The sequence below is a fragment of the Burkholderia sp. BCC1208 genome (assembly GCF_902833095.1).
Taxonomy (GTDB): domain Bacteria; phylum Pseudomonadota; class Gammaproteobacteria; order Burkholderiales; family Burkholderiaceae; genus Burkholderia.
In genome coordinates this window covers 176,151-200,936 of record NZ_CADFDY010000010.1, presented here as the reverse complement: position 1 = coordinate 200,936, position 24,786 = coordinate 176,151, and the positions used below count along the sequence as shown (strand labels likewise).

The 24,786-nt window shown below is 67.2% G+C and carries 24 protein-coding genes; 10 read left to right on the top strand and 14 right to left on the bottom strand.

Going from position 1 to position 24,786, the window contains the following annotated elements:
* The first annotated feature begins 54 nt into the window (after window positions 1-54).
* Entirely contained in the window at window positions 55-552 is a 498-nt protein-coding gene (locus tag HWX09_RS24465) for an Lrp/AsnC family transcriptional regulator (protein WP_027782221.1), read from the top strand.
* Between the two features lie 36 nt (window positions 553-588).
* Here the strand turns inward: HWX09_RS24465 and HWX09_RS24460 are convergent, their stop codons facing one another.
* Together HWX09_RS24460 and HWX09_RS24455 are read right to left on the bottom strand one after the other, a co-directional pair.
* Window positions 589-1,122 carry a methylated-DNA--[protein]-cysteine S-methyltransferase gene (locus tag HWX09_RS24460; RefSeq protein ID WP_027782222.1) on the bottom strand — a complete coding sequence of 178 codons (534 nt, stop codon included), beginning with the start codon at window positions 1,120-1,122 and terminating at the stop codon, window positions 589-591.
* Window positions 1,119-2,594: a DNA-3-methyladenine glycosylase 2 family protein gene (locus tag HWX09_RS24455; RefSeq protein WP_027782223.1), complete on the bottom strand. Its 1,476-nt coding sequence runs from the start codon at window positions 2,592-2,594 to the stop codon at window positions 1,119-1,121. The genes HWX09_RS24460 and HWX09_RS24455 overlap by 4 nt, the downstream gene beginning before the upstream one ends.
* Before the next feature lie 323 nt (window positions 2,595-2,917).
* On the opposite strand from HWX09_RS24455, the gene HWX09_RS24450 reads away from it, so the two are divergent.
* On the top strand, window positions 2,918-4,210 hold the full coding sequence (locus HWX09_RS24450; protein ID WP_027782224.1) for an MFS transporter: 1,293 nt from the start codon (window positions 2,918-2,920) through the stop codon (window positions 4,208-4,210).
* 79 nt (window positions 4,211-4,289) lie between these two features.
* Here HWX09_RS24450 and HWX09_RS24445 read toward each other — a convergent pair whose 3' ends face one another.
* Entirely contained in the window at window positions 4,290-5,393 is a 1,104-nt protein-coding gene (locus HWX09_RS24445) for a LacI family DNA-binding transcriptional regulator (RefSeq protein WP_027782225.1), read from the bottom strand.
* Window positions 5,394-5,463: 70 nt separating this feature from the next.
* On the opposite strand from HWX09_RS24445, the gene HWX09_RS24440 reads away from it, so the two are divergent.
* Window positions 5,464-6,300 carry an NAD(P)-dependent oxidoreductase gene (locus HWX09_RS24440; protein ID WP_027782226.1) on the top strand — a complete coding sequence of 279 codons (837 nt, stop codon included), beginning with the start codon at window positions 5,464-5,466 and terminating at the stop codon, window positions 6,298-6,300.
* Between the two features lie 28 nt (window positions 6,301-6,328).
* On the opposite strand, the gene HWX09_RS24435 is transcribed toward HWX09_RS24440, so the two are convergent.
* On the bottom strand, window positions 6,329-6,649 hold the full coding sequence (locus HWX09_RS24435; RefSeq protein ID WP_027782227.1) for a DUF1330 domain-containing protein: 321 nt from the start codon (window positions 6,647-6,649) through the stop codon (window positions 6,329-6,331).
* Window positions 6,650-6,830: 181 nt separating this feature from the next.
* Window positions 6,831-7,289, bottom strand: a complete 459-nt coding sequence (locus tag HWX09_RS24430; RefSeq protein WP_027782228.1) for a MerR family transcriptional regulator — start codon at window positions 7,287-7,289, stop codon at window positions 6,831-6,833.
* A 77-nt stretch (window positions 7,290-7,366) separates the two neighbouring features.
* Between HWX09_RS24430 and HWX09_RS24425 the strand changes: the two genes are divergently transcribed.
* Entirely contained in the window at window positions 7,367-8,599 is a 1,233-nt protein-coding gene (locus HWX09_RS24425) for an NADH:flavin oxidoreductase/NADH oxidase family protein (RefSeq protein ID WP_027782229.1), read from the top strand.
* Here the strand turns inward: HWX09_RS24425 and HWX09_RS24420 are convergent.
* The 4 genes from HWX09_RS24420 to HWX09_RS24405 form a co-directional block, all read right to left on the bottom strand.
* Entirely contained in the window at window positions 8,566-8,802 is a 237-nt protein-coding gene (locus tag HWX09_RS24420) for a hypothetical protein (protein ID WP_080681231.1), read from the bottom strand. The genes HWX09_RS24425 and HWX09_RS24420 overlap by 34 nt on opposite strands.
* A gap of 40 nt (window positions 8,803-8,842) precedes the next feature.
* A complete protein-coding gene (locus HWX09_RS24415; protein ID WP_027782230.1) occupies window positions 8,843-10,312 on the bottom strand; it encodes a PepSY domain-containing protein in 1,470 nt (489 codons plus the stop codon).
* Between the two features lie 242 nt (window positions 10,313-10,554).
* Window positions 10,555-11,040 carry a hypothetical protein gene (locus tag HWX09_RS24410; RefSeq protein WP_027782231.1) on the bottom strand — a complete coding sequence of 162 codons (486 nt, stop codon included), beginning with the start codon at window positions 11,038-11,040 and terminating at the stop codon, window positions 10,555-10,557.
* 110 nt (window positions 11,041-11,150) lie between these two features.
* Window positions 11,151-11,474, bottom strand: coding sequence for a hypothetical protein (locus HWX09_RS24405; protein WP_027782232.1), 324 nt, complete (start codon window positions 11,472-11,474; stop codon window positions 11,151-11,153).
* A gap of 592 nt (window positions 11,475-12,066) precedes the next feature.
* Here HWX09_RS24405 and HWX09_RS24400 point away from each other — a divergent pair.
* A complete protein-coding gene (locus HWX09_RS24400; protein ID WP_027782233.1) occupies window positions 12,067-12,696 on the top strand; it encodes a LysE family translocator in 630 nt (209 codons plus the stop codon).
* Window positions 12,697-12,768: 72 nt separating this feature from the next.
* Here HWX09_RS24400 and HWX09_RS24395 read toward each other — a convergent pair whose 3' ends face one another.
* Window positions 12,769-14,397 carry an NADP-dependent glyceraldehyde-3-phosphate dehydrogenase gene (locus HWX09_RS24395; protein WP_027782234.1) on the bottom strand — a complete coding sequence of 543 codons (1,629 nt, stop codon included), beginning with the start codon at window positions 14,395-14,397 and terminating at the stop codon, window positions 12,769-12,771.
* A gap of 936 nt (window positions 14,398-15,333) precedes the next feature.
* Here HWX09_RS24395 and HWX09_RS24390 point away from each other — a divergent pair.
* Complete coding sequence (locus tag HWX09_RS24390; protein WP_027782235.1) at window positions 15,334-17,463, top strand: TonB-dependent siderophore receptor; 2,130 nt, start codon at window positions 15,334-15,336, stop codon at window positions 17,461-17,463.
* Between the two features lie 155 nt (window positions 17,464-17,618).
* Here the strand turns inward: HWX09_RS24390 and HWX09_RS24385 are convergent, their stop codons facing one another.
* On the bottom strand, window positions 17,619-18,566 hold the full coding sequence (locus tag HWX09_RS24385) for a LysR family transcriptional regulator (RefSeq protein ID WP_027782236.1): 948 nt from the start codon (window positions 18,564-18,566) through the stop codon (window positions 17,619-17,621).
* 285 nt (window positions 18,567-18,851) lie between these two features.
* On the opposite strand from HWX09_RS24385, the gene HWX09_RS24380 reads away from it, so the two are divergent.
* Window positions 18,852-19,880 (top strand): DUF1338 domain-containing protein, encoded by a 1,029-nt coding sequence (locus HWX09_RS24380; protein WP_027782237.1) that lies wholly within the window; start codon window positions 18,852-18,854, stop codon window positions 19,878-19,880.
* Between the two features lie 231 nt (window positions 19,881-20,111).
* On the opposite strand, the gene HWX09_RS24375 is transcribed toward HWX09_RS24380, so the two are convergent.
* The 3 genes from HWX09_RS24375 to HWX09_RS24365 form a co-directional block, all read right to left on the bottom strand.
* Complete coding sequence (locus HWX09_RS24375) at window positions 20,112-20,309, bottom strand: CsbD family protein (protein ID WP_027782238.1); 198 nt, start codon at window positions 20,307-20,309, stop codon at window positions 20,112-20,114.
* 53 nt (window positions 20,310-20,362) lie between these two features.
* Window positions 20,363-20,713, bottom strand: coding sequence for a BON domain-containing protein (locus tag HWX09_RS24370; protein ID WP_027782239.1), 351 nt, complete (start codon window positions 20,711-20,713; stop codon window positions 20,363-20,365).
* Between the two features lie 68 nt (window positions 20,714-20,781).
* Window positions 20,782-20,946 carry a hypothetical protein gene (locus HWX09_RS24365; RefSeq protein WP_175888599.1) on the bottom strand — a complete coding sequence of 55 codons (165 nt, stop codon included), beginning with the start codon at window positions 20,944-20,946 and terminating at the stop codon, window positions 20,782-20,784.
* A gap of 384 nt (window positions 20,947-21,330) precedes the next feature.
* On the opposite strand from HWX09_RS24365, the gene HWX09_RS24360 reads away from it, so the two are divergent.
* The 3 genes from HWX09_RS24360 (at window position 21,331) to HWX09_RS24350 (ending at window position 24,770) form a co-directional block, all read left to right on the top strand.
* Window positions 21,331-22,863: a helix-turn-helix transcriptional regulator gene (locus HWX09_RS24360; protein ID WP_027782240.1), complete on the top strand. Its 1,533-nt coding sequence runs from the start codon at window positions 21,331-21,333 to the stop codon at window positions 22,861-22,863.
* A 141-nt stretch (window positions 22,864-23,004) separates the two neighbouring features.
* Entirely contained in the window at window positions 23,005-23,196 is a 192-nt protein-coding gene (locus tag HWX09_RS24355; protein ID WP_027782241.1) for a CsbD family protein, read from the top strand.
* Between the two features lie 422 nt (window positions 23,197-23,618).
* Window positions 23,619-24,770 carry a branched-chain amino acid ABC transporter substrate-binding protein gene (locus tag HWX09_RS24350; protein WP_027782242.1) on the top strand — a complete coding sequence of 384 codons (1,152 nt, stop codon included), beginning with the start codon at window positions 23,619-23,621 and terminating at the stop codon, window positions 24,768-24,770.
* The last annotated feature ends 16 nt before the right edge of the window (window positions 24,771-24,786 follow it).

Here is a 24,786-nt window from a genome sequence, read left to right as displayed (position 1 = left end):
TATCGTATATTATGTTGAAATTAAATTTCACTGTCTGACGGGAAGGAGAGGCCGATGGCCGGCATCACCCTCGACGATCTCGACCTGCGCATCCTCGCAATCCTGCAGGAGGATGCATCGGTCTCGAACCTGCAACTGGCCGAGCGCGCGCTGTCGTCGCCGCCCACCTGCATGCGTCGCGTGCGGCGGCTGACGGAGGCCGGCGTAATCCGTCGGCAGGTCGCGGTGCTGGACCCGGTCGCGATCGGCACGGCCGTCACCGCGCTGATCGAGATCAGCCTCGACCGGCAGACGGCCGAAGACTACGACGCGTTCGAAGCGTACGTGTGCGCGGAGCCGGCCGTCACGCAGTGCTATCGCGTGTCGCCGGGGCCGGATTTCGTCGTGATCGCCGATCTGGCCGACGTCGCCGAATACGACGAATTCGCGCGGCGGCTGTTCACCGGCGCGTCGAACGTCCGCAACGTGCGGACGTTTTTCTCGACGCATCGCGCGAAATTCGAAGCGAACGCGCGGGTCGCGCATGCGATGCGCAAGCGCGGCGGCGGCTAGGTCGCACAACCTGCGCCGAATGCGAAACCCGGCATATCAAAACGCCAGCGCCTGCTGCACCGGATGGTGCGCGCCGCGCGAGAACCCGGCGTCTTCGAGCGACAGCAGCGCACGTTTGCGGTCGATGCCGCCCGCATAGCCGGTCAGGCTGCCCGATGCGCCGACCACGCGATGGCACGGCACGATGATCGACACCGGATTGCGGCCGACCGCGCCGCCCACGGCGCGCGCGCCGCTCATCGGCAGCCCGACGCGCTCGGTGATGTCGCCGTACGACACGAGTTCGCCGAACGGAATCGCAAGCAGTTCCTTCCATACCCGTCGCTGAAACGCGGTGCCGCGCAGGTGAATCGGCACCGAGAACGTGTCGCGCGCGCCGGTGAAGTACTCGGCGATTTCTTTTGCGACCCGGCGTGCGAGCGGCGACATGGCGAGCGCGTCCGCTTCGCGCACGATCGCAAGCGACGGGAAGTATTTCTGGCCGACGAAGTAGAGGCCGGTCAGCGCATCGTCCTCGATGCGCACGGCGATGTCGCCCAGCGGGCTCGGAATCAGGTAAGCGGGAGTCATCGCAACACATCTCCATGAAGGCGCCACACATGCAATGCGGCATACGCGCGCCACGGCGCCCAGCGCGCGGCATGCGGCGCGCTGGGCGGCGCGCCCGCGGGTTCGGTGCGGGCGGGCAGCCACGCGTCGTCGGCGGGGAAGGCGTTCGGCCACGCCATCGCACGCATCGCGACGTACTGCACCGCGCGTTCATCAAAACCGGGCAGCGCGCGCAGCGCGGCGAGCGTCGCGTCGAGCGGCGCCATCGGTTCGAGCGCGAGCGTGCCGTCGTCGACGGCGCGGGCGAGCGACACGATCGCGCATGCCGTGTCGCGCTCGATGCCGATCGTCTCGAGGGCCGAAGGCGGCAGTGTGGTCAGCGTCGCGGCGCAGGGCAGTGCGTGCGTGAGGCCCGGCGGCGCGCCGTCGACCGGCGTGCCGAAGCGTTTCGCGACGCGTGCGAGCAACGGCGTATCGACCTGCGCCGCCGCAAGCTGCTCGCCCGCGAGGGCACGGATCGCAATCTCGAGACCGTCGAACGCGCCGGGCACGCGCAGGCCCGGCGAACCGCTCGCGAGATCGCCGAGATGCGCATCGATCACGTCGGGGCGGCTGTCGAGATCGAACAGCCGGCGCACGCGTGCGAGCACGGCCGGCACGACCGGCGTCAGCGCGTGCGACACGGTCACGGCCAGCGCGAAGCGCTGCGGCACGTGCGCGACGGACAGCCAGCCGGCCACGCGGCCGCCGCCGTTCCGGTCCGGCAGGTCGACGATGCGCGCATAACGCTGCGCGTCGATCCGCTCGACGCCATCGATCTGCCGCTGCGCGAGAAACCGCATCAGGTCGGCCCACGCGAACGGCGGCCGGTACGGCAGCGGGAAGGTCATGTCGCCGTCGGCCGATGCGCCGGCCCCTTTTCCTTTGCGCAGCCGCAGCGGATTGAGGCCGTAGCGCTGGCGGAACAGGTCGTTGAAGCGCCGCACGCTGCCGAACCCGGCCGTCGACGCGACGACGGCCACCGGCAGCGCGGTATCGGTCAGCAGCCGCTTGGCCATCAGCAGCCGCTGCGTCTGCGCGAACTCGACCGGCGACACGCCGAACTGCGCACCGAAGATGCGGCGCAGATGGCGCTCGGTCACGCCGACGCGCCGTGCGAGCGCATCGACGGAATGAGCGTTCAGGAAACCGTCGTCGATCAGCGTCGCGGCCGCGTCGGCGAGATTGCCGGACAGGTCGAGCAGCCCGTGGCCGGGCGCGAGCTCGGGGCGGCAGCGCATGCAGGGCCGGAAGCCGGCTTTCTCGGCGGCCGCGGCGGTCGGGTAGTAGCTGCAGTTGCGCGCCTTCGGCGGCTTCACCGGGCAGACGGGGCGGCAGTACACCCCGGTCGTCGCCACGCCGACGAAGAACCAGCCGTCGAAGCGGCGGTTCCGCGAAAGCAGGGCGTCGTAGCAGGTGTCGGGATCGAGGCGCATGAGACGACTGTAAACCATCCCCGCCGTCGATTCTGGCTGGAATCGGACATGTGTCTCCGCATCCGCGCGCCGGCCGGGCCGCAGCGGGAAAATCAGAGGAAAAACGATTAATACCACTCTGCGAAACAGTCGTCTCTTTTCCCGCGATGAATTTGAGATGACTCATCGAAATCCCCGACTGACACGGCCCCGGCAGACACCCTATCCTTTGAAAAACGTTTTCCAGACGGATCGGCGAAACGCGTCGTGCGCAGCAGCGCGCCGGCGTTCGCCCCGGCGCCGGTCGCCGGTCAACGAACTGCGTGCGGCGCGACGGGCGCGACCGCGCATCGGAGACATTCATGCCCACTGCCGTCGTCGGCGCCGTGCGCGCGGCCGCCAGCCGCTATCGCTGGACCGTCTGTGCACTGCTGTTTTTCGCGACCGTCATCAACTACATGGATCGGCAGATCCTCGGCCTGCTCGCGCCGATGCTCCAGCACGACATCGGCTGGAGCCAGGTGCAGTACGGCCGCATCGTGATGGCATTTTCGGCGTTCTATGCGCTGGGCCTGCTCGGCTTCGGGCGCATCGTCGACTGGCTCGGCACGCGCGTGTCGTACGCGGTGGCGATGCTGGTGTGGAGCATCGCCGCGATGCTGCACGCGGCGGTCGGCTCGGTGACGGGCTTCGCGTTCGTGCGCGCGCTGCTCGGCATCGGCGAGGGCGGCAACTTCCCGGCCGCGATCAAGACGACGGCCGAATGGTTCCCGCGCCGCGAACGCGCGCTCGCCACCGGCATCTTCAACTCGGGCGCGAACATCGGCGCGGTGTTCGCGCCGGCGATCATCCCGGCGATCGCGGTGGCCTACGGCTGGCGCGCGGCGTTCGTGATCATCGGCGCGATCGGCCTCGTGTGGCTCGCGGTGTGGCTGGTGATGTATCGCACGGCCGACACGCGCGCACTCGCCGCGGAGTACGACGAGCCGCGCGACGAAGCCGAAGCGCTCGACGCGGCGAATGCGAACGCCGGGGCGCCGCGCTGGGGCGAACTGATCCGCAAGCGCGAGACGTGGGCGTTCCTGGTCGGCAAGTTCCTGACCGACCCGGTGTGGTGGTTCTACCTGTTCTGGCTGCCGAAGTGGCTCAACGAGTCGCGCGGGATGGACATGCAGCACATCGGTTTGCCGCTCGTCTGCATCTATGCGCTGACGACGGTCGGCAGCATCGGCGGCGGCTGGCTGTCGTCGATGCTGCTGCGTGCGGGCTGGAGCGTGAACCGTGCGCGCAAGACGGCGATGCTGATCTGCGCATGCTGCGTGCTGCCGATCGCGTTCGTGTCGCAGGTGCAGAGCCTGTGGATCGCAGTACTGATCGTCGGTCTCGCCGCCGCCGCGCACCAGGGCTGGTCGGCGAACCTGTTCACGACCGCGTCCGACCTGTTCCCGCGCCGCGCGGTCGCGTCGGTGGTCGGCATCGGCGGGATGGCCGGCTCGATCGGCGGCGTGCTGTTCTCGGAAGTGATCGGCCAGGTGCTGCAGCGCACGGGCCACTATTGGGTGCTGTTCGCGATCGGCGCGTCGGCCTACCTGATCGCGCTGGCCGTGATGCACGTGCTCACGCCGAAGATGAAGCCCGCGAAACTCGACGCGTGAATCGCGTCCCTGCAAACGAACGCGCCTCCTCGGACGGCGCGTTTTTTTGCGTTCGGGACAGTGACGTGTCGCGACCGCGTCAGCCGGCCGACGCCGTCGACGCGCGCATGATCAGCCGCGGCTCGAACGTCGAATAGCTCGCGTCGGTGCGCCCGGCGAGCGCGTCGATCAGCTTCTGCATCGCGAGCTCGCCCATGTTCTCGCTCTGGATGTCGACGGTCGTCAGCGCGGGCGCCGCGTATTCGCCGTACGGCACGTTGTCGATGCCGGCGACGGACACGTCCTGCGGCAGCCGGAAGCCGAGCGACGCGGCCTCCTTCATGAAGCCGAGCGCGATCAGGTCGTTGTAGCAGATCACGGCCTGCGGGCGCTGCGGCCCGAGCATCACGCGCGAGCACGCGCGCTCGCCGGCTTCGGCGGTCGGCGCATGCGCATCGTGCACGTCGAGCGTGAGCCCCGCTTCGGCGAGGCAGTCGCGCGCGCCCTGGATCCGCTCGTCGTTCACGCGAGCCGTGCCGAAACCGAGATACGCGATGCGCGTATGGCCGAGATTGAGCAGGTGGCGCGCGAGCATGTAGGTCGACAGCCGGTTGTCGATGCCGACGCTCGGAATCGGCAGGCCGGGGCTGCGACGCAGCAGCACGAGCGGCTTGTTGAGGTCGAGCATCCAGCCGGCTTCCTCGTCGGGCATCCGCGTGCTGACGATCAGCCCGTCGACGCGCTGCGCGAGTGCCTCGATCAGCGAACGTTCGCGCGCCTGGCTCTCCTCGGTATCGACGAGCAGCAGCGTGTAGTCGTGCTGCAGCGCGACGCGGTTCGCGCCTTTCACCACGTTCGTGAAGTGCGGGTTGCTGATGTCGAGGATCACGAGGCCGATGGTGCGCGTGCGGCCGGTGATCATCGAGCGCGCGAGCGGGTTCGAACGGTAGCCGAGCCGCTCGATGGCCTCCTTCAGCCGTGCCTCGACGGTCGGCGAGAAGCGCTGCGTGCCGTTCACGTATTTCGATACCGTCGCGACCGACACGCCGGCTTGCGCGGCCACGTCGCGGATCGTCGAGGAAACTTTTTTCATCCGAAGGGTAACGTTTTCGTTCGATAACGCCGGATTGTGGCAGAAAAAGCCGGCGCGCGGCCGGCTGCCGATATCGGGAAAGTGCGGATGGCCGCGAACGGGTTCGGCCATTGACGTTCGACGCCGCGTCCGCGTATAGTTGGAAAACGTTTTCCGATTTGAGTAGATTCAAGGAGATTCGATGAACGCCTCTTCCACCGCCGCGCGCAAACCGTTCGGCCGCCTGCTGCTGACGGGCGCGGCCGGCAACCTCGGCCGCCAGTTGCGCGGCGCGCTCGCCGACTGGGCCGATGTCGTGCGCGTCAGCGACATCGCGGCGCTGGACGACGCGGCCGCGCATGAAGAAATCCGCGTGGTCGACCTGGCCGACCGGCCGGCCGTGATGCAGCTCGTCGACGGCGTGGACGCGATCGTTCACCTCGGCGGCATTTCGGTCGATGCGCCGTTCGATGATCTGGTCGGCGCGAACATCACCGGCACGTACAACCTGTACGAAGCCGCGCGCAAGCACGGCGTGAAGCGCGTCGTGTTCGCGAGTTCGAACCACGCGATCGGTTTCCATCCGGTCACCGAAGTGCTCGACGCCGATTCGCCGCTGCGCCCCGACAGCCTGTACGGCGTGACGAAGTGCTTCGGCGAATCGCTGTCGCGCTACTACTTCGACCGCTTCGGGATCGAAACCGTATGCCTGCGGATCGGCTCGTCGTTCGAGGTGCCGAAGAATCCGCGCATGCTCGTCACGTTCCTCAGCTATCGCGACTTCATCGAACTCGTGCGCTGCTCGCTGCTGACGAACCGCGTCGGGCACGCGATCGTCTACGGCGCGTCGGACAACCCGGTCAAGTGGTGGGACAACACGAAGGCCGGCTTCCTCGGCTTCCGCCCGCGCGACAGCTCCGAACAGTTCGCCGGACTGTTTCCGGTGACGGCGCCGACCGCCGAGTACGACGATCCCGCGCAGCGGTTCCAGGGCGGCGGCTTCGTCGTCGGCGAGCCGATGGAGCGGAAGGCGTCGTAAGCGTCGCCGGCATCGGCTGCGTCAAGCCTCAACGCAGGATGTCGGTCGCCTTGTGCCGTTCGTCGACGCCGTCGATCAGGATCAGCGGGCCGCTCGCGTGCCGTGCGCGCAGCGGCTGAATCTGCCGGTACGCATCCGATTCGTACCATTCGCGCGCCGTGTCGAGATCGGGAAACGCGATCGCGATCAGGTCACCGCGCCACACGCCCTCGCGCACTTCCGGCCGCGCGCCGTGAATCACGAAATGTCCGTCGTACGGCGCGAGCGTGCCGTCGATGCGCTCGAGGTATTCGACGATGTCGTCGCACATCTCGACGTCGTGCAGGTGGGCGATGGCGTAGGCGGTCATGGCAGGCTCCTTGGCGGGGTGCGGCGCGTGAGTCGATGGGGCCATGATCGCGGCGCGAGTGATGTGCGTCGATTACCTGCGACGTAAGCAAATCGGGACAATCTCGCCGCGCCGTACTCCAGGCCACGGCGCGAACGGATGAATAGATGGACGACGCAGCGCAATCCCACGGCACAATCCATCACGCCCGCTTGCGCGCCGGCCGCACGACGGGCGCCGGCTCCAGCGGCTCGCCGGCCTGCTCGCGCAGCCGATCGAGCATGCGTTGCGCGGCGCCCGCGCAATCCTCGCCTGCCGGCTTGTTCTCGATCTCGACGATCAGTGTCTCCAGATGCTGCCGGTTCTGCGCGAGCCGCCGTTCGAGCAGCGCGATTTCGCCCACCCTGTGCCGCAGCGCGACCAGCAACTCATCGCGCGGCCATGCGCCGAGATCCGGCGGCAGCACCGCACGGATCTCCTCGAGCGAGAAGCCCGCGCTCTGGGCGCGATCGATGATCGCGAGCCGCGTCAACGCTTCCGCCCCGTATTCCCGATAGCCGTTCGCCTGCCGGCGGGCCGGTTCGAGCAGGCCGCTCGCCTCGTAGAAGCGGATGCGCGACGCCGCGAGGCCGCTCGCCTTCGCCAGTTCGCCGATTTTCATGGTGTGCTCCAAAGGGGCTTGACCTTAAAGTTGACTTTAAAGTTATCGTTGGGCATCGTCAATCGAGGGTGCCCACCATGAATCTGTTTGCGCCGCTGACACTGCCCAACGGGGCGGTGATTCCAAACCGTCTGGCCAAGGCCGCGATGGAAGAAAACATGGCCGATGCGGACCACGCGCCGTCCGACGCGTTGCTGCGCCTGTACCAGGCGTGGGCCGACGGCCAGGCCGGCCTGATCCTGACCGGCAACGTGATGGTGGACGGTCGCGCGATGACGGGGCCGAACGGCGTCGTGCTCGAAAGCGACGCGCATCTCGACCGTTTCCGCCGTTGGGCGCGGATCGCCCGCTCGGGCGGCGCGCACGTGTGGATGCAGATCAATCACCCGGGGCGCCAGATGCAGGCGGCGCTCGGCCAGACGACGCTCGCGCCGTCGGCCGTGCCGCTCGCGCTCGGCGCGCTGTCGAAGCAGTTTCCGGTGCCGAAGGAGATGACGGCAGCCGATATCGCCGACGTGCAGCAGCGCTTCGTGCGTGCCGCGCAGCTCGCGGAGCAAGGCGGCTTCACCGGCGTGCAGGTGCACGCGGCGCACGGTTATCTGCTGAGCCAGTTCCTGTCGCCGCTGACGAACCGGCGGCAGGATCAATGGGGCGGCAGCATCGAGAATCGCGCACGCCTGCTGCTCGATATCGTGAAAGCGGTGCGCGCGACGGTGTCGCCGGGATTCGTCGTCGCGGTGAAGCTGAATTCGGCCGATTTCCAGCGCGGCGGTTTCAGCGCGGACGACGCGAAGCGCGTGGTCGAACTGCTGAATCCGCTGGGCGTCGATCTCGTCGAACTGTCGGGCGGCAGCTATGAAGTGCCGGCGATGCAGGGCGAGGCGCGCGACGGGCGCACGCTCGCGCGCGAAGCGTATTTCCTCGAATTCGCGCGCGACATCACCGCCGTCGCGCGGATGCCGCTGATGGTCACGGGCGGGATCCGGCGTCGTGCGGTGGCCGAGCAGGTGGTGAACAGCGGCGTGGCGATGGTCGGCATCGCGACCGCACTGTCGATCGACCCGAACCTGCCGCGCGACTGGCGCGCCGGCAAGGACAGCGTGCCGGTGCTGGAGCCGATCCGCTGGAAGAACAAGGCGCTGGGCGCGCTGGCGAACATGGCCGTCGTCAAGTTCCAGCTCACGCGGCTCAGTGAAGGGCGTCGCACGGACCCGCGGGTGTCGCCGCTGCGCGCGCTGGTGCGGCAACAACTGGCCGCGCAGTGCCAGACGCGGCGCTACCGGAAATGGATGGCGGGCGCGCGTACTTGATCGATGCTTCCGGTTCGGCCGCGGCGATACCGGAGACTGACCGGTTCGCCGCCACGCACGCGCCGGCGGGTGTGTGGCGCGTCGAGGTCAATCGGCGCGAGCGTGGCGCCGGTGCCGTCGACGCCGCTTTCCAGTGCTTGTGCATGCCCGGCCGGCGAGAGCGCGGCAAGAACGGCAGCGGGCAGCGTCGATCTGAACTTCATCGTTGCGGTTTCCTTCGAATGGAGGAAGCGCTTGCGTCGATCACGCTGCGGCGGGCGCCGCGCGGCCGAACAGCAGCCGGTCGAGCAACCAGACCGCGACGATCGTCAGCCCCATCAGCGGGAAGACGATGCCGAGCAGCACGAGCCCGGCGACCCAGCCGCGCATCGGCGGCATGCCGCGTTCGCGCGACGGTGCGCCCAGCGTCCCGGCCGGGCGGCGCTTCCACCACATCACGGTGCCCGTGACGGCCATCGCAGCCAGCCCGAGCGACAACACCGCGCAAATGAGCTGGTTCGCGAACCCGAAATAACGGCCCATGTGCAGCGACGTGCCGTACGACACGGCTTTCGATACCGCGCCGTAGTCGCCATAGCGGATGTCCTTCAAGACGGCGCCGCTGTACTGGTCGACGTAGATCGTGCGTTCGGCCTTCGGATCGGCCGGAAAGTACGACGCGGTGAACACGCCATCCGCGCCGGACGGCAACGCGAGCGTGTAGCCGCTCGTCACGCCGAGCCCGGCGACGATCGCGATCGCGCGGGCCAGCGGCAGCGGTGCCGGTGTCGGCGCCGACGGCGAATGCGGCACGGGCACGTTGCCGACCGCCCACGGCGTTTGCGGTAACGGCAGGTCGTCCATCACCATGCCCGGCATCGATTCGCCGGAATCGTGGTGATGGCCGGACGGTGCGGCGGCCTGCACAGGCGCATGGCCGGGCATCGCCGCGGCGCCGGGGCGCGTCGAGCGTACCGATGCGCCGCCCCACGCGCCTTCCGGCGCGCCGAGGTTCACGGTCGCGGCGAGCGCCTTGAAATTCTTGCCCCACGAGCCCGACCACGGCAGCCCCGTCAGGATGAACGCGACCGTGCCGGCCGCGAGCCAGATGCCGGCTGTCGCGTGAATGCTTTTCCACAGCGGCCGGCCGCGCAGCGACAGGTCGGGCCGCAGCGCGTGCCCGACGCGTGCCGTACCGCGCGGCCACCACAGCGCGATGCCGGTGCCGATCATCACGAAGGTCCAGCAGGCGGCGAGCTCCATCAGCAACTCGCCGGTCTTGCCGAGCAGCAGCTTGCGATGCAGCATCCGGTCGACCTGCATGAAGCGGTTCTCGACGCTCAGCGTGCCGAGCACGCTGCCGTCGTACGGGTTCACGTACACGCTCTCGCGGCTGCCGTCGCGCAGCCGGAATACGTACTCGGCGCTGCGGTCCGGGGCGGTGACGACCTGCAGGGACACCGGCGTTGCGCCGGCCGGCATCGCGGTGCGTGCGCGGGCGAGCAGCGTGTCGGCATCGAGCCGCGGCGTCGCGCGCGGTTCGACGATCAGCCGGTGCGGATACAGCAGCGGTTCGATCTGCGGCTGGAAGCAGTAGAGCGTGCCCGTGATCGCGAGGATCACGAGAAACGGCATCACGAACAGGCCGGCATAGAAATGCCAGCGCCAGAGCGTCCGGTAACCGGCGCTGGCGGAACGGGCGGGCGAGATGGCCCGATCGACGGTGGTCGACATGGTATGAACTCCTCGGGTTCGTCGAGCGGCGCGACCGGCGCGGGCCGGCTGCCGTCAACGTGCGTCGCACCCGCGTGCCTGCATCGCCGCGGCAGGCGGCGCGGCACGCTGCGCAAACGGTGTGCAGGGCGGCGTCGCCCGCGCGATGCGGGCATTCGGGTGAACGCGTGAATCAGGTCGGGTGAAACGAACGGCGTGAACGGGCATGCACGTCGACGTGCATGCGCCACGGGGCGAAACGTTCAGCAGAACAGAGGAGGCGCGCGGGAGGGCGGGCGATCGTCGAATATCGATCGCACGAAAGGAAGACTGTCGAAGTGAATGCGGAAGCGCCGCGGCACCGCCGCGGGAAACAGCAGCACCAGCAGCACGAACGACGCGAGCGCTGTGAACAGCGTGGCGCCGAATGCGCACAGGGTGTCGCCGTTGCCGGAGGACGCCGCCTTGTCGGCGTGCGCGTCATGCTTCAGTGCATCGACGAGCGCGAGCGCATCGTTGGCCGGCGTGATCGGCGCGCTCGCGTCGAAGCGGGCGGCCAGCGCGGCGCCGGTGACGATCAGCGGGCCGCGGCCCGAGCACAGCACCACCGAGCCCGCATCCGGGCCGTCCGGATCGAGCATCACGGCGCCCGACATCAGCGCGCGGGACAGCAGCATCACGAGGAGGAGCCCCCACAGCAACTGTCGCGCGACGCCTGGCCGGAGCAGGAAGCGGCGAAGTGCGTTCATGGCGCGCGATTGTACCTCCGTTTACGCGGAGGGGCAGGCGGGCCGCGCGTGGGCGGGGTGGGCTGGGTTGCCGCTATGGCCGTGCGCGACGCACGATCCGTTGCGCCGGCTCACACCGGATAGGCATCGTCGACCTTCAGGTTCGCGAGCCGGAACAGCGTGCGCAGCGTTTGCGGATGAATGTCGCGGTGCGCGGCGAGCGACGTGAGCATGAAGTCGAGCACCTTCGCGTAGCGGAGCAGCACGAGGCAGCGCGCGAGATCGGGCGTGCGGCCGCGCATGTCTTCGGCGAGCGTGACCATGTGCGTCGACAGCGTGCGCGCCATCTCGAGTTCCATCTGCTGTTTTTCGGTCCAGTCGGGCAGCGGCTGTTCGAGCACCTTTGCGAGGAAGAGCTGGAACGACGAATCGGACGAGTTGGGCTGCGCATCCATGAAGAGCCTCGTTGCGTATGCATATCGTACGGGCGTATCCGTTGACGCGCCCGAGGGTGAATTCCTCTCCGCGCGGTCCCGCACGCGGCTTCTGCCCGAACGGAATGCAGATTCCGTACCAGCGCCGCCGGACGATTGTTGAGCAATGTTGAGCCGCGATCCGCCATCGGTCGGCGAGTCCCGCCGGGACTGGATCGCGCGGGCGGTCGAGGCGGGCATCTACGGGCGCAAGGCGGGCGGCGTCGGGCGCCCGAAGCGGCGCGGCGACGCGAAATGCTTCACGGATGTAACGTAACGCGGGCACCGGGTGCGCCGCGCGTTTGCGCCGGCGAACGGCCGGAACGGCGCGCGCCGGGCGGTTCGGCCGCGCCCGCCGTGCGTCCGCCGACGGGAAGCCGCTGCGCGCAACGTGCGCGGTTGCATCGCGCGAACCGGCGGCGAGCACGCCGGTTGTTTCAAAACAGAGACGGTCCGGCGAGGGGCGATCGGTTGCGTGGTCACCCAACTGGCCCAGCGATCGGCCGCGCAATTGTCCATGGGCAGACGGCGCAGGTTTGCCAACAATCTACGGATCATCCCCGCGAGATTCGACATGAGCGTCCACACTTTCTTCTCGGCCAACCTGCTGCTTGCCTACACGGCCTATTTCATCGGCACGGCCAGCCCCGGGCCGAGCAATCTCGCGATCATGTCGGTCGCCGCGAACCAGGGCCGCAAGGCCGCGCTCGCGTTCGCGCTCGGCGTGATTTCAGGGTCGATGTTCTGGGCGACGGTGGCGGCGCTCGGCGTATCGGCCGCGCTGCTCGCGTGGTCGAAGCTGCTGGTCGCGATCAAGGTCTTCGGCGGGCTGTACCTGCTGTGGCTCGCGTTCAAGTCGGCGCGCACGGCACTGTCGGGGCCGCCGGCGGCATCGGCGAACGCGGCGCGCGAGCAGCGGCTGTCGCGCTTCTACGTGCGCGGCGCGATGCTGCACCTGACCAATCCGAAGGCGATTCTCGTGTGGGTGTCGATCGTCGCGCTGTCGTCGAACGGGGGCGGGGCGCACGGCGCCGTCGTCCCGGGCTGCCTCGCGATCGGCTGCATGGTGTTCGGCGGCTATGCGCTGGTGTTCTCGATGGACGGTGCGCGGCGGCTGTACGTGCGCGGCCGTCGCGCGATGGAAGCGTGCCTGGCCGTCGTGTTCGGCGTGGCGGGGATCCGGCTGCTGGTGACGAACGTCTAGCCGCGCGATGCGTGCCGGAAGCCCCCGCCGCACCGATGGGCGGCGCAGGCTCCGGCATCGATCAGGATGGCTTCAGAAAATGAAGCCCGTATTGATGAACTTCGAGTGGTGATCCGACACGATCGAGTCGAGCAACTGCTTGCTGCTGTCGGTCTGCTTTGCCGCGACCATCGAGCGGATCGAGAACGCACGCAGCGCGTCGCTCACCGACAGCGTGCCCTCGGCCGAATCCTTGCGCCCCGCGAACGGGAACACGTCGGGCCCGCGCTGGCACTGGCAGTTGATGTTCACACGGCACACCTGGTTCACGAGCGGATCGACGAGCGCGCCGATCTGCGCCGGATCGGAACCGAAGATGCTGACCTGCTGGCCGTGATCCGACGTCGTCACGTAATCGAGCGCGGTTTCCACGTCGTCGAACGGTGCGACCGGAATGATCGGCCCGAACTGCTCCTCGCGGTACAGCTTCATCCCTTCGGACACCGGATACACGACGGCCGGGTAGAACAGCGTCTTGCTGAATTCCCCGCCCGATTGATTGACGACGTGAGCGCCCTTCGCCTTCGCGTCGTCGATTGCATCGGTCATGTAGGCGGTGCGATGCATGCCGGGCAGCGGCGTGATGCTGACGCCTTTTTCCCACGGCATGCCGATCTTCAGCTGTTCGAGCGCGGCGGTGAAGCGCTTCAGGAATTCGTCGACGATCGAGCGATGCACGAGCAGCATCTTCAGCGCGGTACAGCGCTGGCCGTTGAACGACAGCGCGCCGAGCAGGCACTCCTTCACGGTGAGGTCGAGATCGGCGTCGGGCAGCACGATCGCCGCGTTCTTCGCGTCGAGGCCGAGGATCGCGCGCAGCCGGTGCGACTTCGGGTGCTGCTTCTTCAGGTGATCGGCCACCTTGCTCGACCCGATCAGCGCGAGCACGTTGATCTTGCCCGACGCGAGCATGTGCGGCACCACCACCGCGCCCGGCGCGTAGATCGTGTTGATCACACCCTTCGGGAACGCGCCGCGGAACGCCTCGAGCAGCGGCTCGAACAGCAGCGTGCCGTACTGCGGCGGCTTGAACACCACGGTGTTGCCCATCAGCAGCGCGGGAATCAGCGTCGCGAACGTCTCGTTCAGCGGATAGTTGTACGGGCCCATGCACAGCACGACGCCCAGCGGCGTGCGGCGGATCTGGCCGATCGTGCCTTCCGCGATCACGAAGCGCGAGTTCGCGTTGTCGAGCTCCTTCAGCGCGTCGATCGTCTGCGTCATGTAGGTGACGGTGCGGTCGAATTCCTTCTGCGAATCGGCGAGGCTCTTGCCGATTTCCCACATGATCAGGTTCACGACGAGTTCGCGCTGCGCGACCATCCGCTTGATGAAGTCCTGCATGCACGCGATGCGCTGCTCGACCTTCATCGTCGGCCACTCGCCGCGGCCGGCGTCGTACGCGCGCACCGCGGCGTCGAGCGCCGCGTCGCTTTCCGTTTCGCCCATCACCGGGTAGCTGCCGATCTCGACCTGCTCGACGCTGCCGTCCGCCTGCCGCACGCACACGGGCGACAGCACGGTCTTGGTCGCGCCGTCCCACGGTCGCAATTCGCCGTCGACGAGCGATACGCGCTGGTGAATCGGCGAAGCCAGCCGGAATTCGGCGGGGATGTCCTGTAAGGCGGGAAACAGGTGCTGCAGGGAGGCGGAATCGGGCATGACGGTCTCGTTTGACGGGGTGTCCGGGAAGGACGGGCGATGCGAATCCTGAGCTGAATGATCCTCGATCCTGAATCGGCATCATGACGCGCACGCGACGACGCGTCACGCGCGAATCGCGCCGATTGAGCGAATGGAACCAGTTCCATTTAAAAGGAACGCCGCACCGAATGCAACATGAGGCGAAACATGTCGCAATGACCGAAGGCATTTGGAAAGAATGTTTCCGAATCGCCGGAATAACAACTTGGGTGCAACCGCAAACGTTTTACTTCGGCCGAATTGAGCGGATAATGACGCGGCGCGGCGAGGAAAAAAATGCAGTGAACCTGAGAGCAGACGTAGTGAATAACAGAAGAAGATCCGCCGCGCTGCCGATACGAGGTCGGCTGCCCGGAGCGCCGGGTCGGGGTTGCCCGGTCCGGCGCGCACCGGACCGGTGAATCCGTCCGTCCGTCTGCTTCACCCGATCCTTCGTGTTCCTCTCCAGCTTCTCCGTCGTCGTATCCCCACTCCCGTCTTTTACCGATCGTTTGCCGCATGAGGCCACCGATTCGATACTTTCGTCTTCGTTACGAATCAAGCCGCTTGATGACCTGAAATAGAAAGGTATTCGTCAGGAATGCGGGGCGTCATGCGCGTTCACGTTGCGGGCAGGCGACACATAAAAAATTAACTAAAAACACGAATCATTCTCGTTTATTATTTCGCCGCATTACGAGCCGTGACCGAACGTCACGGCTTTTTTCGTGCCGGTAGAGCCGGCCGGCATCGATCCGTGCCGGCTATTCGATCGCCGGCCTGCGCGACGGGGCGATCCTCCACGCGCGTCGTCGTCTTCACGGAAAGGGTTTCGCCGGCCGATTCGCCGCGTGACGTGTGCGCGGGCCGGCGTGTTCTCGTTCGCCGTTTTCTTCACCACCTTCTACGTTCACGATGAAACTCAACACGAGCGCGTGCCATGCGCTTCTGATCGCCACGTCGCTGGCCGGCGCCCGCACTTCGTTTGCACAGGCGGCCGCCGCCGCGGCGACCCTGCCCGCGATTTCCGTCAACGCGGCCGCCGAACATGCGTCGTACGACGGCGGCCGTTCGCGCGCGGCGACCAAGACCGACATGTCGCTGATGGACGTGCCGCAGACCGTGAACGTCGTGCCGCACGCAGTGATCGAGGATCAGAACGCGACGTCGCTGCAGGACGCATTGCGCAACGTGCCGGGCGTCGGCTTCTCGGTCGGTGACGGCCAGCGCGACCAGATCACGATCCGCGGCTTCAACAGCATCACGGACCAGTACGTCGACGGCATTCGCGACGATGCGCTGTACTACCGCGACCTGTCGAACGTCGAGCGTGTCGAGGTGCTGAAGGGGCCGGCGGCCGTGCTGTACGGGCGCGGCTCGGCGGGCGGCATCGTGAATCGCGTGCTGAAGCGGCCGCTGGCGACCCCCGTGAACGACGTGGGCGTGACGCTCGGCACGCGAGGCGAGCGGCGCGGCGAATTCGACCTCGGCTGGAACCCGAACGACGCGGCGCGCTTTCGCATGACCGGCGCGGCCGAGAATTCGAACAGCTTTCGCGACCAGTTCCAACTCAACCGGCAGGCGATCGCGCCGTCCGCGCAGTTCAAGCTCGACCGCGACACGGTGCTGAACGTCGAATTCGACTACCTGCACGACCGCCGCACGTCGGATCAGGGCCTGCCCGCGTATCGCGGCCGGCCGGTCGACGTGCCGATCAACACGTATTACGGGTCGGCCGACGGCGGGAACAGTTCCTACAACGACATCTCCGCGAAAAGCGCGACGGTGTCGCTCGATCACCGCTTCGACGATTCTCTGTCGTTCCACGGCGCGATCCGCGCGTACGACTTCTCGCTCGAGCGGAAGAACTACGTGACGTACGAGCCGATCAAGACCGCCGCGCACCCGGTCGTCACGCTCGACCAGTCGACGCGCCAGCGTACCGATCACGGCATCGACGGCCTGTTCGAACTCACGCAGAAGACGTCGCTGTTCGGCATGCGCCACGAGCTGCTGTACGGGCTGGAACTGTCGCAGCAGCAGAAGTTCGATACGATCTACAGCGTGTCGAAGGTCGCGACCTACGATCTCTTCGATCCGCAGCCGGTCGTCCTGCCCGGCGTGCCGACCGGCGCGCGCGCGAAGACGAACGCGTCGACCGTCGTCGGGCTCGCGGGCGTCTACGCGCAGGACCTGATCTCGCTGACCGAACACTGGAAGGTGCTGGCCGGCCTGCGCTTCGATTACCTGAACCAGATCCGCCACGACTACACGTCGTCGAACGTCAATCTCGACCGCACCGATCATGCGTGGAGCCCGCGCGTCGGCCTGATCTACGAACCGCTCGACTGGCTCACGCTGTATGGGTCGTTCAGCCAGTCGTTCTCGCCGCTGGCCGACACGCTGATCAGTTCCGGCGCGTTCTCGAACGGCGCCGCGCTCGCGCCGCAGAAGACCACCGCGTATGAAGTCGGCTCGCGCTTCGACCTCGGCGGCAAGGCGACGGCCAGCGTCGCGCTGTTCGACATGCGCCAGACCAACCAGCAGATCGGCGACCCGGCGAATCCCGGCTATGCGCTGCCGATCGGCACGCAGCACGTGCGCGGGATGGAGCTCGGCTTCACCGGCGAGATCGCGCCGAAGTGGTCGGTGTATGCGGGTTACGCGTACCTGAACGGCACGGTGGACGGTTCCGCGCAATCGACGGCGGCCGGCCTCGCGGTGTCGAGCAACACGCCGGGGCTGATGCCGCGTCACAGCGCGAACCTGTGGCTCAAGCGCGAGCTGCCGTACGGCTTCTATGCGGCGGCCGGCATGCAGTTCCAGTCGGCGCGCTACACGTCGGCGAGCGATCTCGTCACGCTGCCGTCGTTCACGGTGTTCAACCTGGGCGCCGGCTATCGCAGCAAGAAGGTCGACGTGACGCTCACGCTCGACAACCTGTTCAATCGCCGCTACTTCATTGCCGCTCACGGCAACGCGGACCTGTACAACATGCCGGGCGATCCGCGCACGCTGACCGCCACGGTGAAGTGGCACATGTGACGCATGCGGTGCGCGACAATGCGGGTCTTCGTCACGATGACCCGCACCTGACCGCCCATGATCCGCCTCGCGCTTGATGTGTCCGGCATGGCCGGCCGCGCCGGCGCGGCACGCATGCGGCGCCGCCGCGCGATGACGCCGGCGCGATGGCGCCGTTACTCGACGTCCTCGTCGTCCTCCTCGGCGGCGTCGTGCGCGTCGCGCTCCGGCGCCGCATATGCGCTCGCCTGTTCGAGCAGCCAGCCGCGGAACGATTCCAGCGGCTTGCTGTGGCTGAACTCGGTCGGATACACGAGGTAGTACGCCGAATCGCCGACGGTCGTCGCGTCGCACGGCACGACGAGCCCGAGCTGCTGCAACTGTTCCTCGACGAAGAACTTCGGCACGAGCGCGACGCCGAGCCCGGCCGCGGCCGCGCTGATCAGCATCGTGTGCAGTTCGTAGCGCACGCCCTGCATCGTGCGGATGTCCTCGACGCCGTGCGTCTCGAACCACTGGGCCCACGCGCCGGGGCGCGTCGTCGAGTGCAGCAGCGGATACGCGAGCAGATCCTCGACGCGCTCGACGGGCCCGTTCAGCAGCGACGGCGAGCAGATCGGCACGACCTCCTCACCGAACAGGTAGTCGGACGACGTGCCGGGCCAGGTCGGCTTGCCGTAGTGGATCGCGGCTTCGAAGTGCGTGTCCTCGAACGAGAACAGGTCGGTGCGGCTGCCCATGTTCACGCGCACGTCGGGCGTGCGGTCGTAGAAGCTCTTGATGCGCGGGATCAGCCAGTGCGACGCGAAGGTCGGCAGCACCGCGAGCTCCAGGTAACCGCCGCCGCTGCCGTGCGCGATGATCGACAGCGTGTCGCGGTCGAGCGTTTCCAGCGCGCGCCGCACCTGCGTGCCGTACAGCTTGCCGGCCCGCGTCAGCACGACGCGCTGCTTCACGCGTGCGAACAGCCGCACGCCGAGGCTCGCCTCCAGCGTCGCGATCTGCCGCGACACCGCGCTTTCGGTCAGGAACAGCTCCTTGGCCGCGTGCGTGAAGCTCTCGTGACGGGCGGCGGCTTCGAAAGCCACGAGCGCGCCCATGTTGGGGATCTTGAATTTGCGCATGATGTCGGGGCCCGTTTAGAGATGGAACGCCATGGGAACGGGGTATTCCATCTCCAAACGGACCCTTGATTTGTCTGACGAACGAACCTCGCGGCGTCGGGGTAAAGCGCAGGCGAAGAACGGCTGATAATTCCAAAAACTCATCACGTATCAATTTAATCTCGCTTTACGCCCCGCTGCAACCCTTTGAATAATGCTCCCCACGCAAGGCCAGGCGCCCGCTGGGCGGCCGGCCGACGAGTTGCCGGCACGTTTGCCGGCGGGTCCCCCGAGACGAGAATCCTGATGCGCAATCCGAATATCGACAGCTTGCTGACGAAGCTGCTGGGACAGGCGAAGACCGACGCCCTGTTCTCGACCCTGAACATGCCGGCCATCCTCGAAGAATGGGAAGACGGCATCGTGACGCGCGCGGAAATCGCGCAGGCGATGAACATGGCGCTGTTCGAAGGGCTGCTCGAGCGTTCGGCGAACGGCCGCGCATACACGGCCGACGCGATCGAAAGCGGCGGCTCGGTCTATTTCGACCATGGCGCGCTGCGCACGGTGCGCTGGCCGCACACGGGCGCGCTGCCGCCGGGCGAGGCCGCGTTCACGCGCATCTTGCGTCCGCTCGGCTTCCGCCTGAACGGTCGTTACCCGCTCGACAAGCTCGGCATGACCGGCCGCGCGTACGCGCATGAAGACGCGCCGGACGAAATCGCGCAGTTCTTCGTCAGCGAACTGCATCCGGAGCGTTTCTCGAAGGAATTCCAGCAGGCCGTGACGAATGTCGTGAGCACGTCGCGCGACCCGCTGTCGCCGGCGGCCGTCGCGCTGCTGTGGGAAGTGGAGCGCGAAGGCTGGCTGTCGCTGGAAGCCGCGCACGCGCTGCTGCCGGAAATCGTCGGTGCGTTCGCGCGCCAGCACGATCTGCCGAACGAGCTCGACTATGAAACGCTGCTGATGGAATCGGCGGAAATGGCGTGGATCGCGACCGAAGGCAATGCGTTCAACCACGCGACCGACCGCGTCGCCGACGTGTTCAAGCTGTCCGACGACGAGAAGGCGAAAGGCCGGCCGATGAAGCCGGAAGTCGAACGTTCGCGCTCGGGCCGTGTGTTCCAGACCGCGTATCGCGCGGATACCGTCGAGCGCGAGTTCCGCACCCGCGACGGCGGCACGGTGAAGCGCAACGTGCCGGGCTCGTTCTACGAGTTCATTACGCGCAAGCGCACGTTCGACCAGACGGCGCGCCGCTGGGTGACCGACCTGCGCTTCGACGCGGGCAACGCGCAAGGCATCTTCAAGATGACGGCGAACGCGGCGAAGTAAGCGCGACGCGTAAGAAAACAGATGGGCCGGCGGCTGGTTTCAGCCGCCGGCCCGTTTTCGTTCGTCGACGGGGCGTCGCGTGCGTCAGAAGAGGTGCGTGACCAGATAAAACAGCACCAGCAGCCCGATCGGTACGCCGAGCAGCCATGCGATCAGATATTTGCCCATGTCGTTGTCCTCCTCGTGGCCGCGACGCGGGTGGCGTCGCGGCGGGGTGAGACGACTTGCGCGTTACAGCTCGCGGTCGAATTCCTTCAACTGCTTCTCGGCTTCGTCGCGGGCGATTCCGTAACGCTCCTGGATCTTGCCGGCCAGATAATCGCGATTGCCTTCCGCGACCGAGAGATCGTCGTCGGTCAACTTGCCCCACTTGGCCTTCAGCTTGCCGGTGAGCTGCTTCCACTGGCCCTTGATCTTGTCTTCGTTCATGGTGTGCTCCTTTCGTAAGGGGAGAAAAGTGCGGCACGCGGCCGCGTGATAGTTCAGGCCTTCGCCTTCAGGCCGGATGAGTCGACGTGCTTCACGCCCTTGATCGCGCGCGTCACGGCGACGGCCTTCTTCACGGCGGTCCTGGTCGGCAGCACGCCCGTGAGCGTGACGACGCCGTCGACCGTCTTCACGCTGATGTCCGTGCTCTTCACGCCGTCGGTGGTCGCGAGCTCACTCTTCACCTTGGTCGTGATCCAGGTGTCGGTCACGGGCTGATTCGATTCGGTCGCCATGCCGCTGTCGGTCGACGAGGCCTGGGCGTGCGCGTTCGTGAGCGGGGCGGCGGAAAGCAGGAAGGCCGCGCTGACGGCGAGCAGTGTCGAAAGGTGCGAGGTCTTGTTCATTGATGTTCTCCTTCGATTGGCGGGTGAATCCATCGGGAGCACGGGTCGTTCCCGTGCATTTCCCGGCCTTAGCGGGCGATCGGCGTGTCGTAGCCGGGCTCGCGCGGCGGCATGTCCGGACGCGGCACGTCGGGCGGCAGCGGCACCGGCGGGTCGGTGCCGGGCGACGGTTCGGGCGGATGGTCCGGGGACGGTTCCGGCCGTGTCGGATCGGGTGTCTGATGCAATTTCATCCTGGTGTCCTCCTCTGCGGGATGAAAGGGCAGCGCATAAGCGCCGATGCAGTACCAGCGTACCGACGCGAACGCGAGTGGACATCGCGCAAATTCACCTGATTGGCTAGTGCGTTTGCACCGGGGACGAAACGGAACGGGCGGGCACGCGACGTGCACCCTAGTCCGGGCAACGCGGCGCGACGGCCGCCCGGGCCGTGCTGCGCCGTTCGGCGGGGCACCGCACGATCGCGAGCGGCGTGCGAATGTACTATTCGAGATAGTGCATCCGCGCCTGTCGCGCCTCGGCGTGGCACGCGATCATCGCCGCACGCGCCAGCCGGCGCGTGGCACTGCAACGGGCGCTCGGCCGGCGCTCATGTCGACGACAGGGACAACGATTCGATGAACGAACAAATAGACGAACAGGCGCTCAAGTCGCATACCGACCGGCGTCAACTGCACCAGATCATCGCGGGGCTCACCGAGGGCGTGATCCTGATCGAGCCCGACCAGCGGATCGTCTGGGCGAACGAGGCCGCGCTCGCAATGCACGGCGTGACCGAGCTGAAGGCGCTCGGCGCGGACGTCACCGAATACCGCGAGCGTTTCCGGCTGCGCTACCGGAACAACCATCCGGTGCGCGACGGCCACTATCCGATGGATCGCGTGATCGCCGGCGAGGAGTTCAGCGACGTGACGGTCGAAGTCGAATCGGCGGCCGACGAATCGGTGAGCTGGGTTCATCGCATCCGCAGCCTGGTGCTGACGAACGCGGCCGGCGCACCCGACTGCCTCGCGCTGGTGCTGCACGACGCGACCGAATGGGCGAGCGCCGAGGAGCGCTTCGAGCGCACCTTCAACGCGAATCCGGCGCCTGCCGTGATCTGCCGGCTCGACGACCTGCGCTACGTGAAGGTCAACCAGGGCTTTCTCGACATGACGGGTCACGCGCGCGACGACGTGCTCGGCCGTTCGGTGTATGAGGTCGACGTGCTCGAGCAGGCCGAGCGGCGCGAGCTTGCGATCGAGCGGCTCGGCGAAGGCGCGACGATCCCGCAGATGGAAGCCGTGCTGAAACTGGCCGACGGCAGCACCAAGGCGGTGGTCGTCGCCGGGCAGCCGATCGACATGAACGGCGAGGCGTGCATGCTGTTCACGTTCATGGATCTCGAGCCGCGCAAGCAGGCCGAGCGCGCGCTGATGCAAAGCGAGGAGCGCTTCGCGACGGCATTCCGGATGGCGCCGGTCGCGACCGCGATCGTCACGGCCGACCGTTTCGAGCTGCTCGACGTGAACGACGCGTTCGCCGCGATGACGGGCCATGCGCAGGGCGACCTGCTCGGCAAATCCGCCGACGAGATCGGGCTATGGGCCGAGCGCGGCGTGTGGCCGCGCATCGAAGGCCGGCTCGCGCGCGACGGCAACGTGCGCAACGCGGACGTGCAGATCCGCACGCGCGACGGCGACGTACGCGATTGCGTCGTGTCGGCCGACCCCGTCGCGATCCACGGACGCGACTGCCTGCTCGTCGCGCTGCTCGACATCAGCGACCGCAAGCGTACCGAGATGGAGCTCGTCTATGCGATCGAGACCGCGATGCAGGATGCGTCATGGTTCAGCCGCACGCTGATCGAGAAGCTCGCGAACGTGCGGCGCGCGAATGCGCCGGATGCGGGCGCGCAGCTGTCCGACCTGACCGCGCGCGAGCGCGACGTGTTCGACCTGCTGTGCCACGGCCTGGCCGACAAGGAGATCGCCGGCCGCCTCGGGCTTGCGCCGAACACCGTGCGCAATCACGTCGCGACGATCTACGCGAAGCTCGACGTGCACAGCCGCGGCGAGGCGATCGTATGGGCGCGCGAGCGCGGGGTCGTCGGTGCGGCCGAGGGCAACGGCGCGCGTGGCGACAAGGGCGCGGCGAAGGGCCAGGACTGACGGCGCCGGTACGAATGCACCATGCGCACTGGTGCATCCGCATCTGCCGCCCACGGCGCCCGCTTGCGATCCTGTCCACTCGGCGGTGCGGCGCGGGGGCGCGGCATCGTCGGCTTTCCTCAACCATCGCAGGAGACGACCATGGACAGGAATCGCATCGAGGGCAAGCTCAAGCAGGTCAAGGGTTCGGTCAAGGAAGCGCTCGGCAAGGTAACGGGCGACCGCGAAACCGAAGCGGAAGGCGTGGCCGAGCAGCAGGCCGGCAAGCTTCAGGAGAAGGCCGGCGAGGCGGCCGATGCGGTGCGCAACCACAAGGGCACCGATCGGCACTGATCGATGATGCGGCGCACCCCGCCGGCGGTGCCCACGCCGGCCGGGCCGGCGTCGTAACGATGATGCGTTGTCAGCATGACCACGGCCGGCCTTTATCCAGCGGCGCGGCCGCCATTCTCCACCGAATACCTCCCTCCACGGTCCACCGCCGGACGGGCCGCGGATCGGCCATGACAGCGGAACTTGATGATAAATCCTCACAACGTAGTTCCGATATTTCGTTTGCTGCACGGGTATTGGCTACCCACAATCCATTCACCTCTTTCGCGATGAAAGGCTCTTCGGAGACGGAGTCGCGGTAATCGTCCGGCGGATCGGTGCGTCGCACGCGCCTCGGCACGGAAAGGCATTACCGGCGCGCAGGAGGTTGCCGACGCGCGGCGCTCGCGCGTTGCATCCCGACCCCCAGAAGAAGGACTGCCATGACGTTCCGCATTCGTTCGCTTTCCGGCGTAGCAGTGACCGCCGCGCTTCTCGCGTTCCAGACGGGCGCGGCCCAGGCGCAGGAGACGATCGTCAAGGTCGGCGTGGCCGGCCCGCTGACGGGCGGCGGCGCCGCATACGGCAAGGACATCGAGAACGGCGTACGCATGGCGGTCGACGAAGCGAATGCCGCGCGCACGACGGTCGGCGGCAAGCCGGTGAAATTCGTCATCGCGTCGCAGGACGACCAGAGCGATCCGCGCACCGGCGTACAGGCCGCGCAGCAGCTCGCCGATGCGCAGGTCGCCGTCGTGATCGGCCACTTCAATTCGGGTACGACGCTGCCCGCATCGAAGATCTATGCGAAGGCCGGCATTCCGATGATCACGCCGTCGGCGACCAATCCCGACATCACGCGCGCCGGGCTCGATACCGTATACCGCGTGATCGCGACCGACACGCAGAACGCCGGCAACGCCGGCGCGTATGCGGCGAGCGTGACGAAGGCGAAGCGCATCGCGATCATCGACGATCGCACCGCGTTCGGCCAGGGCGAAGCCGACGAGTTCGAGAAGGCGGTGAAGGCGAACGGCGGCGCGATCGTCGCGCGCGAATTCACGAACGACAAGGCCGTCGACTTCAGCGCGCAGCTCACGAAGATCAAGAGCACGAATGCCGACCTCGTATTCTTCGGCGGCCTCGACGCGCAGGCCGCGATGCTGGTGAAGCGCATGCGCCAGCTCGGCATTCGCGCGCAGTTCCTCGCGGGCGGCGGCGTGATGAACGCGAACTTCATCAGGCTGGCCGGCAACGCGGCCGAAGGCGCGTCGGTGTGGGAGTACGGGCAGCCGCTGTCGCGTCTCGCGAAGGGCAAGCTGTTCGAAACGAAATTCAAGCAGAAGTACGGCGTCGACATGCTCGCGTATGCGCCGTTCGCGTACGACGCGACGTGGATCGCGATCAACGCGATGCAGAAGGCGAACTCGACGAAGCCGGCCGATTTCAACGGCGCGCTGAAGGGTACGCGCTACGACGGCATCACGGGCACGATCGCATTCACGAACACGGGCGACCTGAAGAACCCGAGCTCGACGCTGTATGAAGTGAAGAACGCCGCGTGGCAGCCTGTCACGACCAAATCGGCGGACTGAACGCAACACGCGCGAG